Source organism: Pseudonocardia kujensis (genome assembly GCF_021283305.1).
Classification (GTDB): Bacteria; Actinomycetota; Actinomycetes; order Mycobacteriales; family Pseudonocardiaceae; genus Pseudonocardia; species Pseudonocardia kujensis.
Genome location: NZ_JAJSOK010000009.1, coordinates 138387 through 153046, shown reverse-complemented (window position 1 = coordinate 153046; position 14660 = coordinate 138387). Strand labels below are relative to the sequence as shown.

At 73.5% G+C, this 14660-nt stretch carries 15 protein-coding genes; 11 read left to right on the top strand and 4 right to left on the bottom strand.

Translation table 11 applies throughout. The annotated features are described in order from the left end of the window. Positions 1-23: 23 nt before the first annotated feature. From LWC35_RS09540 to LWC35_RS09525, 4 genes are all read left to right on the top strand, one after another. Positions 24-1130: a cystathionine gamma-lyase gene (locus LWC35_RS09540; protein ID WP_232869681.1), complete on the top strand. Its 1107-nt coding sequence runs from the start codon at positions 24-26 to the stop codon at positions 1128-1130. 381 nt (positions 1131-1511) lie between these two features. Then, complete coding sequence (locus LWC35_RS09535) at positions 1512-2249, top strand: hypothetical protein (protein ID WP_232869696.1); 738 nt, start codon at positions 1512-1514, stop codon at positions 2247-2249. A gap of 19 nt (positions 2250-2268) precedes the next feature. Continuing rightward, complete coding sequence (locus LWC35_RS09530; protein WP_232869680.1) at positions 2269-2865, top strand: YdeI/OmpD-associated family protein; 597 nt, start codon at positions 2269-2271, stop codon at positions 2863-2865. 315 nt (positions 2866-3180) lie between these two features. Next, the gene (locus tag LWC35_RS09525) at positions 3181-3693 is read left to right on the top strand and encodes a YdcF family protein (protein ID WP_232869679.1); all 513 of its coding nucleotides are present in this window, start codon (positions 3181-3183) and stop codon (positions 3691-3693) included. Here LWC35_RS09525 and LWC35_RS09520 read toward each other — a convergent pair. Genes LWC35_RS09520 through LWC35_RS09510 form a run of 3 tightly spaced genes read right to left on the bottom strand, consistent with a single transcriptional unit; the run spans position 3660 to position 4799 of the window. Then, positions 3660-4214: a TetR/AcrR family transcriptional regulator gene (locus LWC35_RS09520; RefSeq protein WP_269803834.1), complete on the bottom strand. Its 555-nt coding sequence runs from the start codon at positions 4212-4214 to the stop codon at positions 3660-3662. The two genes, LWC35_RS09525 and LWC35_RS09520, sit on opposite strands and share 34 nt — an antisense overlap. Then, a complete protein-coding gene (locus LWC35_RS09515) occupies positions 4204-4533 on the bottom strand; it encodes a DMT family transporter (protein WP_232869677.1) in 330 nt (109 codons plus the stop codon). Before LWC35_RS09515 ends, LWC35_RS09520 begins: the two co-directional genes overlap by 11 nt. Positions 4534-4568: 35 nt before the next feature. Continuing rightward, on the bottom strand, positions 4569-4799 hold the full coding sequence (locus LWC35_RS09510) for a hypothetical protein (RefSeq protein WP_232869676.1): 231 nt from the start codon (positions 4797-4799) through the stop codon (positions 4569-4571). Positions 4800-5167: 368 nt separating this feature from the next. Here LWC35_RS09510 and LWC35_RS09505 point away from each other — a divergent pair, with 368 nt between their 5' ends. Continuing rightward, positions 5168-5947, top strand: a complete 780-nt coding sequence (locus LWC35_RS09505) for a DUF2382 domain-containing protein (RefSeq protein WP_232869675.1) — start codon at positions 5168-5170, stop codon at positions 5945-5947. A 304-nt stretch (positions 5948-6251) separates the two neighbouring features. Beyond that, entirely contained in the window at positions 6252-6749 is a 498-nt protein-coding gene (locus tag LWC35_RS09500) for an HNH endonuclease (protein ID WP_308194501.1), read from the top strand. A 178-nt stretch (positions 6750-6927) separates the two neighbouring features. On the opposite strand, the gene LWC35_RS09495 is transcribed toward LWC35_RS09500, so the two are convergent. Beyond that, the gene (locus tag LWC35_RS09495) at positions 6928-7557 is read right to left on the bottom strand and encodes a class I SAM-dependent methyltransferase (protein ID WP_232869673.1); all 630 of its coding nucleotides are present in this window, start codon (positions 7555-7557) and stop codon (positions 6928-6930) included. Positions 7558-7605: 48 nt separating this feature from the next. Between LWC35_RS09495 and LWC35_RS09490 the strand changes: the two genes are divergently transcribed. From LWC35_RS09490 to LWC35_RS09470, 5 genes are all read left to right on the top strand, one after another. Continuing rightward, on the top strand, positions 7606-8190 hold the full coding sequence (locus LWC35_RS09490) for an arsenate reductase/protein-tyrosine-phosphatase family protein (protein ID WP_232869672.1): 585 nt from the start codon (positions 7606-7608) through the stop codon (positions 8188-8190). Positions 8191-8285: 95 nt separating this feature from the next. Beyond that, positions 8286-9092: a hypothetical protein gene (locus LWC35_RS09485; protein WP_232869671.1), complete on the top strand. Its 807-nt coding sequence runs from the start codon at positions 8286-8288 to the stop codon at positions 9090-9092. Positions 9093-9205: 113 nt separating this feature from the next. Next, the gene (locus LWC35_RS09480; protein WP_232869670.1) at positions 9206-9745 is read left to right on the top strand and encodes a hypothetical protein; all 540 of its coding nucleotides are present in this window, start codon (positions 9206-9208) and stop codon (positions 9743-9745) included. 99 nt (positions 9746-9844) lie between these two features. Further along, positions 9845-10660: a hypothetical protein gene (locus LWC35_RS09475; RefSeq protein WP_232869669.1), complete on the top strand. Its 816-nt coding sequence runs from the start codon at positions 9845-9847 to the stop codon at positions 10658-10660. Beyond that, a complete protein-coding gene (locus tag LWC35_RS09470; RefSeq protein ID WP_232869668.1) occupies positions 10660-14226 on the top strand; it encodes a tetratricopeptide repeat protein in 3567 nt (1188 codons plus the stop codon). Before LWC35_RS09475 ends, LWC35_RS09470 begins: the two co-directional genes overlap by 1 nt. Positions 14227-14660 lie beyond the last annotated feature (434 nt).

Genomic DNA, 14660 nt, shown 5'->3' with positions numbered 1-14660 from the left:
GCTCACACCGACCTGGGAGGATCATGAGCGGGGACGGGACGCGCTGCGTCTGGGGCGGGCACCCGCCGGGTCAGGTGGGCGACGCCGTGCACCCCGGCCCGGTGCTGTCGGCGACCTTCGACCTCGGGCTCCCGCACGACCCGCAGCCCGACTACTTCTACGGCCGCGCCGGCAACCCCACGTGGAGCGCCTACGAGGCCGCGGTGGGCGAGCTCGAGGGCGGGGAGTGCGTCGCGTTCTCCTCCGGGATGGCCGCACTGTCCACGGTGATGCGGCTGTGCGCGCGCCCCGGCACCGCGATCGTCCTGCCGAGCGACGGGTACTACATCGGCCGGCTCGTCGCCTCCGAGGAGCTCGGGCCGATGGGCGTCGAGGTCCGGGAGTTCGCGACGGCGGGGGCGTGGGAGCCGCTCAACGGTGCCTCCCTCGTCGTGCTCGAGACGCCGTCGAACCCGGGGCTCGAGGTGTGCGACATCCGCGCCATCGCCGACGCCGCCCACGCCGCCGGCGCGATGGTGGCCGTCGACAACACCACCGCGACGCCGCTGGGACAGAAGCCGCTGCCGCTGGGGGCCGACTTCGTGGTCGCCAGCGACACCAAGGCGCTCGCCGGGCACGGCGACGTCCTCCTCGGCCACGTGACCTGCGCCGACCCGCTGCTCGCCGGCCGCGTCCGGGCCGCCCGCACCCGCAACGGCGCCATCCCCGGTCCGATGGAGACCTGGCTCGCGCACCGCGGCCTCGGCACGCTCGACCTGCGGCTGGAACGGCAGGCCAAGAACGCGCACGCGCTGGTCCAGGCGTTGCTGGGGCACCCCGCGGCGTCCGACGTCCGGTGGCCCGGCCTGCCGTCGGACCCCTCCCACGCGATCGCCTCCCGGCAGATGCGGCGCTGGAACGGGATCCTGCGGTTCACGCTGCCCTCGGCCGAGGCGGTGGGGGAGTTCCTGGCGGCCTCGCGGTTGGTGTCGTCGTCGACGAGCTTCGGCGGCCTCCAGACCTCCGCCGACCGGCGGGAGCGGTGGGGCGACGCCGTCCCACCCGGCCTCCTCCGCCTCTCCGCAGGCTGCGAGGACCCGGACGACCTGGTCGCCGACGTCCTCGGGGCGTTGGATGCGGTGCGGATCTGAGGCGTCCCTCTGTCGCGTTATGAAACCATGACGCGTCCGGGGACGGGCTGGAAGCGCATTATGGATCCATAACGCGTCCGGGGACGGGCTGGAAGCGCATTATGGATCCATAATGCGTCCGGGGACGGGCGGGAAGCGCATTATGGTTCCATAGTGCGAGAGGCACGCCGTCGGAGCGCGTCATGGGGTCGCAGCGCGATCGAGGTCAGGACTGGACCGCATTATGGTTCCATAACGCTTCCAGCAACGGCCTTTTCGAGCATTGAGGTTCCATAATGCGCCATCTCTGCCGCTGACGCCGGCCGCTCGAGGCGAGCGAGGCCTCGCCCGCCACGGTCGGCGGCCGACCCGTCTCCTCCCTATCCTCGGCGGGTGGGACCCATGAGGACGGACGGCGACCCCGACGAGCGGTCGCCGGCGCACGCCGCGGGCGAGCCCAGGCGTGGGGGAGGGTCGGAGACGCGCCTCCCCCCGATCCTCGCCGTGCTGGCCGCGATGGCCCTGTACGCGCTCCTCCCGGACCCGCTGCAGCTCGGCCCGTGGTTCACCATCCCCGCCGTCGAGCTCGCGTTGCTGGTGGCGCTCGTCGCCACCAACCCGCGCCGGCTCACCAGGGAGACTCGGATCTCGCGGTGGTTGTCGATCGCGCTCGCGACGGTCGTCGTCGTGACCAACCTGGTCGTGCTCGTGCTGCTCATCCGGGATCTCGTCGCGGGCCAGGCCTCGGACCCGGGACGCTTGCTGCTGGCAGCCCTGCAGGTCTGGGCGACCAACGTCGTCGGCTTCGCGCTGCTCTACTGGGAGATCGACCGTGACGGCCCGGTCGCCCGCGCCCGCCGCGCGCGTCGGGACCTCCCGCCGGCGGACTGGCGGTTCTCCCAGGACGAGAACGACGACGCGGTGCGCGAGGTCGCCGTCAGTGCGAGTGGACGCTCCGGCTGGGTGCCCGTCTTCGTCGACTACCTGTACCTGTCGGTGACCAACTCCAGCGCCTTCAGCCCCACGGACACGATGCCGCTCAGCAGCCGCGCCAAACTGTTGATGAGCGTGCAGTCGACCTCGGCACTGCTGGTCACGTTGATCATCATTGCCCGGGCGGTGGGCGCGATCCAGTCGTAGGTCCTGACAGGCTGGTCGGATGAGCAACGACGCCCCGCTCGCCGTCACCACCCCGGCCGAGTGGCGGGCCTGGCTCGCCGAGCACGGGGGAACGGCCGGCGAGGCGTGGGTCGTCATCCCGCACGCCCGCTCCGGGAGGCCCGGGCTGACGCAGCGGCAGGCCCTCGAGGAGGCCCTCTGCTTCGGTTGGATCGACGGCCTCTCCCGCGGTCACGACGCGACCGCCCGGAAGCAGCGGTTCAGTCCGCGGAGCCCCCGCAGCGCGTGGAGCACGATCAACCGCGAGCTCGTCGCGCAGCTGATCGCCGACGGCCGCATGACGCCGGCGGGGCAGGCGGCGATCGACGCCGCTCAGGCCAACGGCATGTGGCTGCTGCTCGCCGACGCCCAGGCCGGGATCGTCCCCGACGACCTGCGCGCTGCCCTCGAGGCCGATCGGGCCGCCGCGGCGGGCTGGGAGGCGATGTCCCGATCCGCCCGCCGCGCCGAGCTCGAGGCGCTGGCGCGGGCGAAGAAGCCGGAGACCCGGGTCCGGCGGATCGCCGCCGTGGCGGCGGTGGCGGCAGCAGCGGCGAAGGCGGCCGAGCAGGACCGGAATCCCGAGATCACGAGCTGATAACGGGCCCCGGCCGGCCGACGAACAACCCCGCAACGCGTAGGACGGCGGCGGGTGTGCCCCTCACACCACACCCGTCAGCCGGTGCGGCCACGCTGCGGTCATCCCCCCGCCGCAGCGTGGCCGCACGTTCCCCACTGCGCCGAAGTCCCTCCGTAACGATCGATGTCCGGATGACGACCCTGGCTGGTGTAGGAGCGAGTGGGTCTGGACGACGGTGAGCCAACTGATCACTCCGGCGCGCGAACCGTGCCGCCTTGGCACCTGATGACGGTGGCGTCCACGCGTCGGCGACTCCGCAGGATCCTCATCGGCGTGCTCGTGGCGGTGCTCCTGGCCGGAGTTGCCGGCCTCCCGGTCTACGTGCTTCCGCAGCTGGACACCCTGCGTCCGGCCGACGCGATCGTCGTTCTCGGCGGGACCGACTACCAGCGTTATCCGTACGGGTTGGAACTCGCGCTCCAGGGCTACGCGCCGCAGGTCGTGTTCTCCAACCCGAACGGGGAGCAGGACGTCTGGCTGAACGACCTCTGCACCCACCAGCGCTACACCTTCACGGTCACCTGCTTCACGCCCGACCCCTCGACGACCAGGGGCGAAGCCGAGGCGGTCGAACACCTCGCGGAGGAGCACGGGTGGCGTTCGCTCCTCGTGGTGACCTTCCGCCCCCACGTCTCGCGGGCGCGCTACATCCTCGGCCGGTGCTTCGACGGCCAGCTCGTCATGACCGACAGCCCCGGCAACGACCTGTCCCTGGAGACCTGGGTCTGGGCCTACCTCTACCAGACGGCAGGTTATGTCCGAGCAGCCTTCGAGTCGGGCTGCTGACCCGCTGCGGCGCTCAGGACCCGGGTGACGGAAGCATGGTCGATCCCGCTGGTCACGGCGCGGAGGTAGAGGCCGTTGAGCGCCGCGGCGAGGAGTTCGGCGCGGGTCGGCGCCAGCCGTCGGGCCAGGTCGTCCAACGCCCGGTCCCACCGCTCCAGCTCCTCGCGCAGGTCCGGGCGGCGGGCGGCGAGGAGGTAGAGGTCGTACTCGGCGATCGTGCGTTCACGGTCTTGTGTCGCGTAGTCGGCGATCAGGTCGGCCAGGGCGTCGAGCGACTCGACCGCGCTCAGGTCGTCGACGTACCGGTCGTTGACCTCCCGCAGCGCCGTGACCAGCAGTTCGTCGACGCTCGCGAAGTAGTACAGCACCGCGCTCGGCGGCAGCTCCGCCTCGGTAGCCACGCCCCGCTGGGTCACGGCCGCCACACCTGAGCGACCGATCAGCCGGAGGGCCGCATCGAGAAGCGCGCGGCGGCGCAGAGCTCCCTTCCTGAGCCGGCCGTCGGCGATCTCAGGCGGCATGCGAGGTCCGGCCCAGCTCCAACGCCAGCACCCCGGCGATCACCAGCACGATCCCGCCGACCTGCACCCAGCTCAGCGACTCACCCAGGAAGAACGCACCGACCAGCGCGATGAGCGCGACCCCCACGGCCGCCCACACCCCGTACGCGACGCCGATCGGGATCCCGCCGGACAGCGCCCGGGAGAGCGAGTAGAAGGCGATGCCGTAGGCCAGCACCACGATCGACGACGGCCAGAGCTTGCTGAAGCCGTCCGAGAAGCGCAGGGCGACTGTGCCGGTCACCTCGGCGAGGACCGCGCCCGCGAGCCAGAACCACATACCCGCCAGACTACCTGAGCGATCGCTCCAGAAAATCAGAAGAAGATCATCAGCAGGATCGCGAGCAGGGCGAGGACGGGCAGCGCCGCGGCGGGCCACACCAGCGGATCCCGCCGCCGGCTGACCGCAACGGGCTCGGGCAGGTCGGCCAGGTAGTCGTCGAGCTCGACCCGGGCCTCCGGCACCGCCTGCTGCGGGACCACGGGCAGCAGTTGGGTGGCGGGCTCGATGTCGGGCAGGACGAGCGGGCGGCGAGGGCTGGACACCGGAACTCCTGGAGGACGTAGCAACGCGATCATCCGGCCTATCGCCGCGCGGCGCCCGCACGTCACGGCTGCGCGACGGCTTCACCACTGTTGATGAACGGCGACCCTGATGAACGACGACGTTGATGAGCGACGAGCGGCCGGGCACGTGTGGGTGTCGCCCCTCCCGCGACCGGAACACCCAGGGTGCAGGTTTCATGATCGTCGGGTGGTTCGATCGGCCCACGCCGATCACTCGATGGTTCCGTCGATCACCTGCGGGCGGGTAGTCGCCGATCTTCCCGTCCACCCAGTTGTCGACGGCCGAAGCGAGCGGGAGGCGGCGGTCGTCGCCCGAGAGTCACGAGGTCAACGGAAGGAGACGAGCGATGATCACGCAGGAGATGACCCGAGAGCTGATCGGCCGCCCGGCCTACGACGCGCGTGGGGAGAAGGTCGGCAAGATTGGCCAGGTCTACGTCGACGACCGCAACGGGACGCCGGCGTGGGCGACGGTCAACACGGGCCTGTTCGGGATGCGGGAGAGCTTCGTGCCGCTGCGCGGCGCGGACCTGAAGGACGGCGGCGTGGCGCTGCCGGTGCAGAAGAGCCAGGTCAAGGACGCCCCGCAGGTCGCCGACGACCACTCCCACCTGGACCCGCACGAGGAGCAGGAGCTGCTGCGTCACTACGACGCCGGCTCCGGTGGCGTTGCCGGCGACGGCCGCGCCGCGAACACCGGCCCGGCCGACCGGTCGAGGCAGGCCACCGACGAGCACCGCCATCACGACGACGCGGCGGTGACCCGCTCCGAGGAGCGGCTGCGCGTCAGCACGGAGTCGGAGGAGACGGGCCGCGTCCGGCTGCGCAAGTACGTCGTCACCGAGGAGCAGAACGTCACGGTGCCGGTCCAGCACGAGGAGGTCCGCCTCGAGCGCGAGCCGGTGCGCGACGGCGCGGGGTCGGGTCGCGCCTCGATCGGCGAGGACGAGCAGGAGATCACCCTGCACGCCGAGCGTCCGGTGGTCGACAAGAAGACCGAGGCGGTGGAGCGGGTCCGCCTGGGCAAGGAGACCGTGACCGAGGACGAGAAGGTGTCCGACACCGTGCGCAAGGAGCGTGTCGAGGTCGACGACCCGCACGGGCAGGTCCGCGACCGGAGGTCGTGACACCGGCCGAGCAGGCCTGAGCACGTACGCCCCGCCACCCGCCGACGACGGCCCGGTGGCGGGGCGTTGCCGTGTCGGGGGCCGCCGTTCGTCGGAGATCCGGGGCCGCCCACCAGCACCGCGTGTCCGCCCCAATATCACACGTGCGTAACCCGGCTCTCGTATGGTCGACTTACCTCATCCGAGCGGAGGTGGTCGCGTGCCGGATCGACAACCCCAACCCCTCGTCGCCGTCCCCGAACCGGGGGAGGGGGAGACGGGGGCAGGGAGTGCCGGGGTAACGGCGCTCCCGCCGGGTTCACGGGTGCTGCTGCTCAATGCGAGTTTCGAGCCTCTCGCCGTCGTCACGGCCAAACGCGCGATCGTCCTGATGCTCTCCGGCAAGGCGGAGTGTGTGCAGGCCGCCCTCGAAGGGGCGGCCTTCCATTCGGAGAGTCTCACCGTCCCCGCTCCCTCGGTGATGCGGCTCTCCCGCTACGTCCGCGTCCCCTACCGTCGTGCGGTTCCCATGACCCGCGCCGGCGTCCTCCGCCGCGACCTGCGCCGTTGCGCCTACTGCGGCAAGAAGGCCGACACGATCGACCACGTGATCCCGCGCAGCCGGGGCGGGGCGCACAGCTGGGAGAACTGCGTCGCCGCCTGCAGGGCCTGCAACTCGAAGAAGGCCGACAAGCTGATCGAGGAGATCGGCTGGACCCTCCGGATCACGCCCAAACCGCCGAGCCGCGCGGCCGGTGGGGTGCTCGTGCTGGCCGTCGAGCCGCACCCGGCCTGGGAGCCCTGGCTGGCCCAGGCCGCCTGACGCTCAAACGGCCCGTCCCCGGACGCGGGGACGGGCCGTCCGCGTACTGATCGGGGCGGTGGGCCGATCAGTACGACCCGCCGCAGGTGCGGCGGGAGTCCTACGCCCCGATGTTCGCCGACGGGTGCTCGTTCGTTAACCCTCCGTGCCGGGGATACCCAGCATTGATGAGGCGTCGTCAGGCCGGCGGTTTGCGGGCCACGAGCCGCTCGACCAGCCCGAGGGCGAACCGTTCCCTCCGCTCGACCTGCAGCCCGGCGGCGACGACGTGGTGGAGCGGCCGGCGTCGGAAGTGCTCCCCGCCGACCGGGATCGACACCCACTCCGTCACCCGCTGCACGAGCCGGACCGCCGCCACGGACGAGGCGACGTGGTCGGCGAGGAGGAGCCGCCCGCCCGGCTTCAACACCCGCGCCATCTCGTCGACCGCGCGCCGGTCGTCGGGGATGCCGCAGAGGGAGAAGGTGCACACCACGGTGTCCACGGACGCGTCGGGGAGGTCGAGGTGTTCGGCGTCGCCGACCCGCAGGTCGGCCCGGATGCCGAGCGCGCCCGCCTGGTCCTGGGCCGTCCGGACCATCGAGGGGCTGAGGTCGACGCCCGAGAGCCGGACCCCGGCGGGATAGTGCGGCAGGTTCAGTCCGGTCCCGACGGCGATCTCGAGGACCGTGCCTTCCGCCTGCGAGCACACCCAGGCTCTGGTGTCGCGGAACAGCAGCCGGTCCAGGCGGCGCATCGACCGGTCGGTGCGGTCGACGCTCTCGTCCCAGCACCGCGCCCAGCGAGCCCGCTGCTCGTCCGTGACCATCGCCCCTCGCTCCCTGGCTGCCGATCCTGCCGCGCCGGTCACCCTCACGTGCCGCGCAGTGGGCACACCGCCGACCGACCAGTCACACTGGACGACGGGGGCAGACACGCGAAGCCGGACCTCGACCCCGAGCGGGCCGAGACCGTCCGGCTGCTGTTCGTCTGCACCGGCAACCTCTGCCGTTCCCCCGCCGCGGAGATCATGACCCGTCACCTGCTCGTCGGGAAGCTCGGGGGCCGCGAAGCGGCGCGTTTCGAGATCTCCAGCGCGGGGGTGAACGCGGTGGTGGGGGAGATGATGCACCCCGACACCCGGGACGAACTCGCGCCCTGGGGGCTCGACGGGCCCGCCCAGGCCGGTGCCTTCCGCGCCCGCCAGTTGCGGAGCCCGATGGTCCGCAAGGCCGATCTGGTCCTGGGAGCCAGCCTGCGGCACCGCAGCGCCGTGGTGGAGCGGGAGCCCGCCGGCCTCAGGAACGCGTTCGCACTGCGGGAGTTCGCCGCCCTGGCCGACGCCGTCGACGAGACCATGCTCCCCGGGGGCGGCCCGGTGAAGCGGGCCCACGAGCTGGTGGAGCAGGCCCGGATGAAGCGTGGGCTGGTGCCGCTCGAGAAGATCGTCCCGGCCCGCTGACGCGGCGTTCGGTCCCCGCGAGCACGCACTCGTCGTACCTCCGCCTCCGCCATCGAGACGATGACGGTGGCCGCCGCGGCTGGGACCCTCGCCGGGTGGCCGGCGGGGACGATCCTGCTCGGCCCGTCCGCGAGGGCGGGGCGCGGCTGGTCCGCGGCCTGACCGTCGCCGGCGTGAGCCTGCTGCTGGCCGCGTGCGGATCGGGCTCCGGGGCCCGGCCGGTCCCGACCTTCCCGCCGAGCTACGACTGGGCGTTGGTCGCCGACGTGAGGGGCGACGGGCCCGACGCGCAGGTCTACCGCGCCGTCCGGACCGGGTGCGACACCGGACAGCAGGCCCTGGACGCGCAGTGGGACCGCCTCACGAGCCCGCGCGAGGTCGTGCTCTTCGCCGCGGCGATCCAGATGTGCAAGGGCGATCCGGCCGGTGGGCTCGCGCGGTTCCAGCAGGCGAGCACCTACGGCTGGAACGGCCTCGGCCCGGACCGGAACTCGGCGCGCTGCGCCGTCTACACCGCCCTGACCGTCACCTTGAACCGTGTCGCGCCCGCCGTCGTCAGCTGTCCCGGTGGCCAGAGCCCGGCGTTCCTCCGCTCGCCGAGCGGGGTGACGGACAACCCGCTGACCCCGGAGAACGAAGCCGCCCCGCCGCCGGTCGCTCCCGCGACCACGTCCTCGAGCCCACCGACCACCACCTCGACGCCGCGCCCCACCACGACCACGCGGCCGAGGACCACGACGACCATCCCGTCGCCGACCACCACCCCGAAACCCCGCACGACGACGAAGCCCGTGCCGACCACCACGACCACGACCACGCGGTCGAGGACCACGACCACGAGCCCGGACGCCGGCACCACGAGCGGGTCGACGACGACCGACGAGGACCAGGCCGGCGGATGACGAATATGCACGGCATGCGACATCGCCGGGCGTCGTGAGGGGAATGCCCGGCCGAGCGCCCTAGCACTGCACGACGGCCCACCAGGCCCGTCGCGTCGAGTGCGGAGGCGCAGATGGCCCACCCCTCCGAGTCCTGCCGACCCGTCCCGGGCCGTCCCCGTGACCTCACCCGGATCGAGCCCGAGCGCCGGCTCCGTTTCGCCCCCGGTGCCACCCTCGCCCGCTGGTGGCGTGAGCTGACCGTGCTCGGTGGGCTCGGCGTGCTCTGGTCCGAGTTCGGATGGGTCGCGCCCGTCGCGACGGTCGGCGCCGTCGCACTGTCCTGTCTGGCCAGGCCTGCGCGTGAGCGCGTCGCGGGCGAGATGCTCGCCCTCGTCGTCCTGCACCGGGTACGTGTGGGGTGCGTCTGGGCCGGGCTGGAGAACCGGTCCGGCAACCTTCCGCTGCTGGTCGGCGCGCGGCCGCGCGGTCAGGCCGTCGTCGTCACCGCCTTCTGCCGGCGGGGGACCACACCGGCGGACTTCGCCGCGGCGTCCGAGGTGATCGCCGAGGCGTGCGGCGCGTTGAAGGTGGTCGTCGCGCAGGACTCGCCGCGGCGGGAGCGCATGGTCCTGCTGGTCGTCCGGCCGCGGTGGGGCTGGCCGGGGCGATGAGAGTCGGGTGAACGCCGGACATCGGGTGCGTCGTCGTTCGGCCGACACTTTCTTCTCCGCGGAGCGAGGGGGTGGGCTCCTCGGCGCCCGTAGGAGGGAGTGCGCGGCAAGGCGAAGGTCGGCGCGGGCGGCGCGGTGGACGCCCCGGACACCTACGGGGAGGCGTCCGTGCACGTGCACGAGTGGGAGCGGGATCCGGGCCGGTGGTGCCGATGCCTGCTGTGTCGTGTCGGCGACGAGGAGGCGATGGCGGTGCTGCGGGGCTGCGGGGCGCGGGGACCGGACTGGGAGGGGGCGGCCGAGCATCTCGCGCGCTACGCGCTCGCCACGCTGCACCAACAGTTCCTGCGCCACACCCTGATCGCCGAAGCCAACGTCCATCGCCGACGCGCGGGCCTGCACGTGCTGTGGCTGAGCGCCGACGACGGCGAGACCCTCCGCGGCGACGCCGCGCAGCGGGTCGAGCTGTTCGACACCACGGTCGCGCACGCCCTGATCCGGTTCCGGCGGCACGACGTCCTCGGCGGTCGCTGGCAGTCCGGCGGCCGCGCCGTGCCCGGCTACCTCGTCACCCGCTGCTACTTCGTGCTCGGCGAGCAGCTCACCGCCTGGCGCCGCGCCCGCGCCCGGGCCGTCCGGAGCCTGGCGGCCGAGGTGCAGAAGGCGCGCGAGCAGTCCCGGTTCCCCGAGGCCGACCTGGTCGACGCGTTGCGGGGCGAGCCCACCAGCCGTCTCGCCCCCTTGCTGGGCACCATGCCGGCCACGCTGCGCGCCGCCGTCGAGCACCGGCTCACCCACGCCGAGGCCACCTGGGCCGAGGCCGCACGGGCGCTGCAGGTCAGTCCCAAGGTCATCGAGACCCAGCTGTACCGCTGGAAGCGGCGCCACCGCCGGGAGAGGGGAGGGGAGGGCTGATGAGCGCGTTCGACACCCCCGGTCAGGAGGGCGACGATCGCCGGTCGAGGAGTCGACCACCGGACCTGGCCTGGGCGGAACGCCCTGTCGAGGAGCTGGCCGGAGCGGTGCCCGCCGCGGACGTCGCGGACGTCATGCGGCGGTTCCGGGCCCTCGACGCGCTCGACGATCTCGGCGGGAGCACCCCAGGCGGCACCGCTCGCGCGGACTGGCGGCGTGAGCTCGGAGCCCTGCTGACATGGGCGGGCCGCGACGAGGAGTGGCTGCGCGGCGAGCTCACCGCAGGCGGCCGGGTCGACGAGCCGGTGCACCGGCTCCTGAACGGCGACGTCACCGTGCGGGTCGGGCTGGCCGAACGGGTGGTCACGCTGCTCGGCGGGCGGTGGGACGACGAGGGGTACCGCGCGCTGTTCGAGGCGGCGCGCGCGGAGGGCACGGGGGAGTCCGGGCAGGCGCGCTTCCGCCAGCTCTCCGGGCTCACCGGCGCCGACCCGGTGGACGTGGCCGCGGAGATCGTGCCGCCGGTCGGGGAGCTGCCGGTCCTGCACGGCAGGGACGCGATGGTCGCCGACCTCGTGGCGCGGGCCCGGCCGCTCGGCGGCCCGGCCCTCGTCCTGGTCGGGGAGGCCGGGCTCGGCAAGACGAGCACGGCTCGTGTCGTCGCGGCGCACCTCGACGGTGCGGGCCGCGCGATCTGCGTGACCGCCCACGACCTCGACGACGTCTGTGACGGGCTGCGTCGGGTCGCCCGCCTGCTCGGCGCGCCGACCCGCCTGCTCGACCTCGCCCTGCGCCCGGACGACCCGGCCGAGCGGGCCGACGCGCTCTGGGCCCTCCTCGACGACGCCGACGACCCCTGGGTGGTCCTGCTCGACGACGCCGGACCCGCCGCTGTCGGCCATCCCGCCTGGGCCCGGCGCAGCCCCGCCGGGACCGTGCTCGTGACCACGCGCCACGGCGACGCGGAGAGCTGGGGCCACGACGCCGCGGTGCACCGGGTGCAGGGTCTCGACGCCGAGTCGGGCGCGCGGATCGTCCTCGACCGCCTGCCGGCGCCGGCGCGGACCGGCTGGGTCGAGCCCGCCCGACGGCTGTCGGCGCTGCTCGGCGGCCTGCCGCTCGCCCTGCGCGGGGCGGGTGAGGCCGCTGCGGCCGGGGGGACCGGCCGGCTGGAGGAGATGCTCGTCGGCCTCGACCCGGTGCCGCTGCCGAGCGCCGCCGTCGCCGCCACCTATGCCGTCTGCCTCGACGCCGTGCCGCACGACGTCCGGGACCGGGCACGGGAGCTGCTCGCCGTCGTCGCCTGTCTGCACCCCGACGAGGCGCTGCCCTCCGTCGCGTTGCCCGAGGACCCCGAGGCGCTCGACGCGATCATCGCGGTGGGGCTGCTCGACTGGCGGCGGCTGGGCGACGGGACCGAGGTGGTGCAGCTGCACCACGGGTTCGCGGAGCTCGCTCGCCGACAGGCGTCCGCATACGCGCATGCCCGGGCCGTCGCGGTGCTCACGGCGGCCGCGGAGGCGCTCGACCCCGCCCTGCCGGGGGACTGGCCCGCGGTCCGGCGCCTCCACCCGCACGCCGAGGAGCTGCTCGACACCTTGCCGGCGGAGGCGTCGGATGCCGAGCGCGCCGCCGTGCTCGTGCTCGCCGACCGGGTGGCCGGGCGGCTCGTCCGGGCCGATGGCAGCCCGCTCGCCGTCGCGCTGCTCGAACAGGCCCTCGCGCTCACCGAGCTCCTCGGCGACGACCACCCCGCCCGCCTCGACGCCCGGCAGACACGGGCGTGGTCGGTCGCGGCCGTCGAGGACGACCTCGAGCGTGCCGAGGTGCTGATCCGTCGGGTGGTCGCCGACAAGGTCCGGGTGCACGGGCGCCACCACGCGTCGACGCTGTCGGCGCGGGACCTCCTCGGCTGGGTGCTCGCCGAGCAACGGGAGCTCGACGCAGCGGCGCGCCGACTGCTCGGCGTGCTCGTGGAGCGGACCGAGCTGCTCGGGCCGCTCCACCGCGACACCCTCGCCACGCGGCACCGGCTGGCCTGGGTGACCGGGATGGCCGGCAACCCGGCCGAGGCCGAGGAGGAGCTGCGCGCGATCGTGCGGCTGCGGGAGGAGCTGCACGGCACCCGCGCCCACCTCGACGTGTACAACTCCCGGTACCGGCTCGGTTGCTTGCTCGCGCAGGACGCGTTCGGCCGCGAGGGCCTCGAGGAGGCCCGCGCGATCTTCGGCGAGCTGCGTCGCGAGCTGGAGGACACCCTCGACGCCACCCACTCGATGACGCTCATGGTGCGTGTCCGGCAGGCCTGGGTCGCGATGCGCCGGCTGAGGTTCGACGACGCCCTCGACGCCTACTCCGACCTCCTCGCCGACCAGGAGAAGGTTCTCGGCGTCGACCATCCCCGCACGTTGCGCACCCGGCACACGCTCGCCCGGCTCACCCTGCAGCTCGGTGGCGCGCGCAAGGCCGAGGACGACCTGCGGGCCGTGGTGCGGGCCCGGCGGGAGGTGCTGGGGCCGGACCACCACCACACCATGGACAGCCGCTCGTACCGGGCGTGGGCGCTGCTGCGGTGCGGACGGGTGCGGGCGGCGGAGCGGGAGCTGCAGGCGCTGCTCGCCGACCGGCGCCGCGTGCTCGGCGACGACCACTTCGCCACGCTCACCACGCGGTATCACCTCGCCAGGGTCGTGACCCGGCGCGGGCGGCTCGACGACGCCCGGACACGGTTCGCCGCGTTGGCCCCGCATGCGGCCCACGTGCTGGGCGGTCAGGACCGGCTGGTGCTGGAGGTCCGGCACGGGGCCGCGGTGGTCGATGCGCTCCGCGGGCGGCTGGCGGCGGCCGAGGCGGAGCTGGAGGAGATCCGTGCGGTCCGCGCGCAGGTGTACGGGGGCTTCGATCCGGACACACTCGCGACGAGGGAGCAGCTGACCTGGGTCGCCGGGACGTCGGGACGGATGCGGGTCGCGTTGGCGGACTCGCGGCAGGTCCTGCGGGACACCGTCCGGACGCTCGGCGAGCGGCACCCGCACGCCCTCACCGCCCTCTACCGGCGGATCTGGTTGCTCGGGCTCGCCGGGCGGCGGACGGAGGCGTTCGCCCTGCTCTCCCGCTACGGGTCCCTGCTCGAGGAGGTCGGGGCCGCGACGGACGAGCTGCGCTGCGCGTCCCTGACGGCCTGGCTGCTCCGGCTCGACGGGAGGCTCGCCGAGGCCGAGCAGGCGTCGTTGGCCGCCGTGGAGCTGCACACCGAGGTCGTGGGGCCGCACGAGGTGGACACCATGCGCAGCCTCGACGCGCTGGGGCTCGTCCACCTCGCCCAGCACCGCTTCTCCGCGGCCGAGACGATCTTCCTGGACGTCCTCGACCGCCGGGTCCGTGAGCTGGGGGAGGAACACCTCGACACCCTCGTCGCCCGGGTGCACCTGGCCGGGGTTCTCATGCGACGCGGTTCCCGGTCCGAGGCCGTCCACGAGCTGGCGCGGGTGCGAGAAGGGCTCCAGGGGGTCGACCCGGAGCACCCGTTGGTCCGGAGGCTGCCGGAGGTGGGGTGGGGGAGGTGAGGGCGCCCGAGGGTTGCCGGCCTTGCGTGCGGCAGAGCGTTCACACGTACACCTTCGTATCCCGTGTCAGTGATCAGAGGGCGACATGAGTGACCATGACGAGCTGCCTCACGAAAAGCCGATCACCCTCGGACAACTCGGCTCGGCTCGGGATGCCCTGCTCCGCGAACGTCCGGGCCCCTCGCCATCGCCGCGCTTCCACGTCGTGCAGCCCGGCGAGACCGTGGAGTCCATCGCCGCCGCGCAGCTCGACGACGCAGCGCGCCGGCGAGAGATCTTTGCTCTCAACGTCGACGTGATCACCTCCCTCGACGCACTCGTCGCCGGGCAGGTGGTGGCGCTGCCGGGTGAAGTAGGGGCCGTCTCAGCGCTCAGTGCGACCGGGCGGACACCGTCCGGTCGCGCTAACGCCCCATCGTCCGGCGCCGAGTACG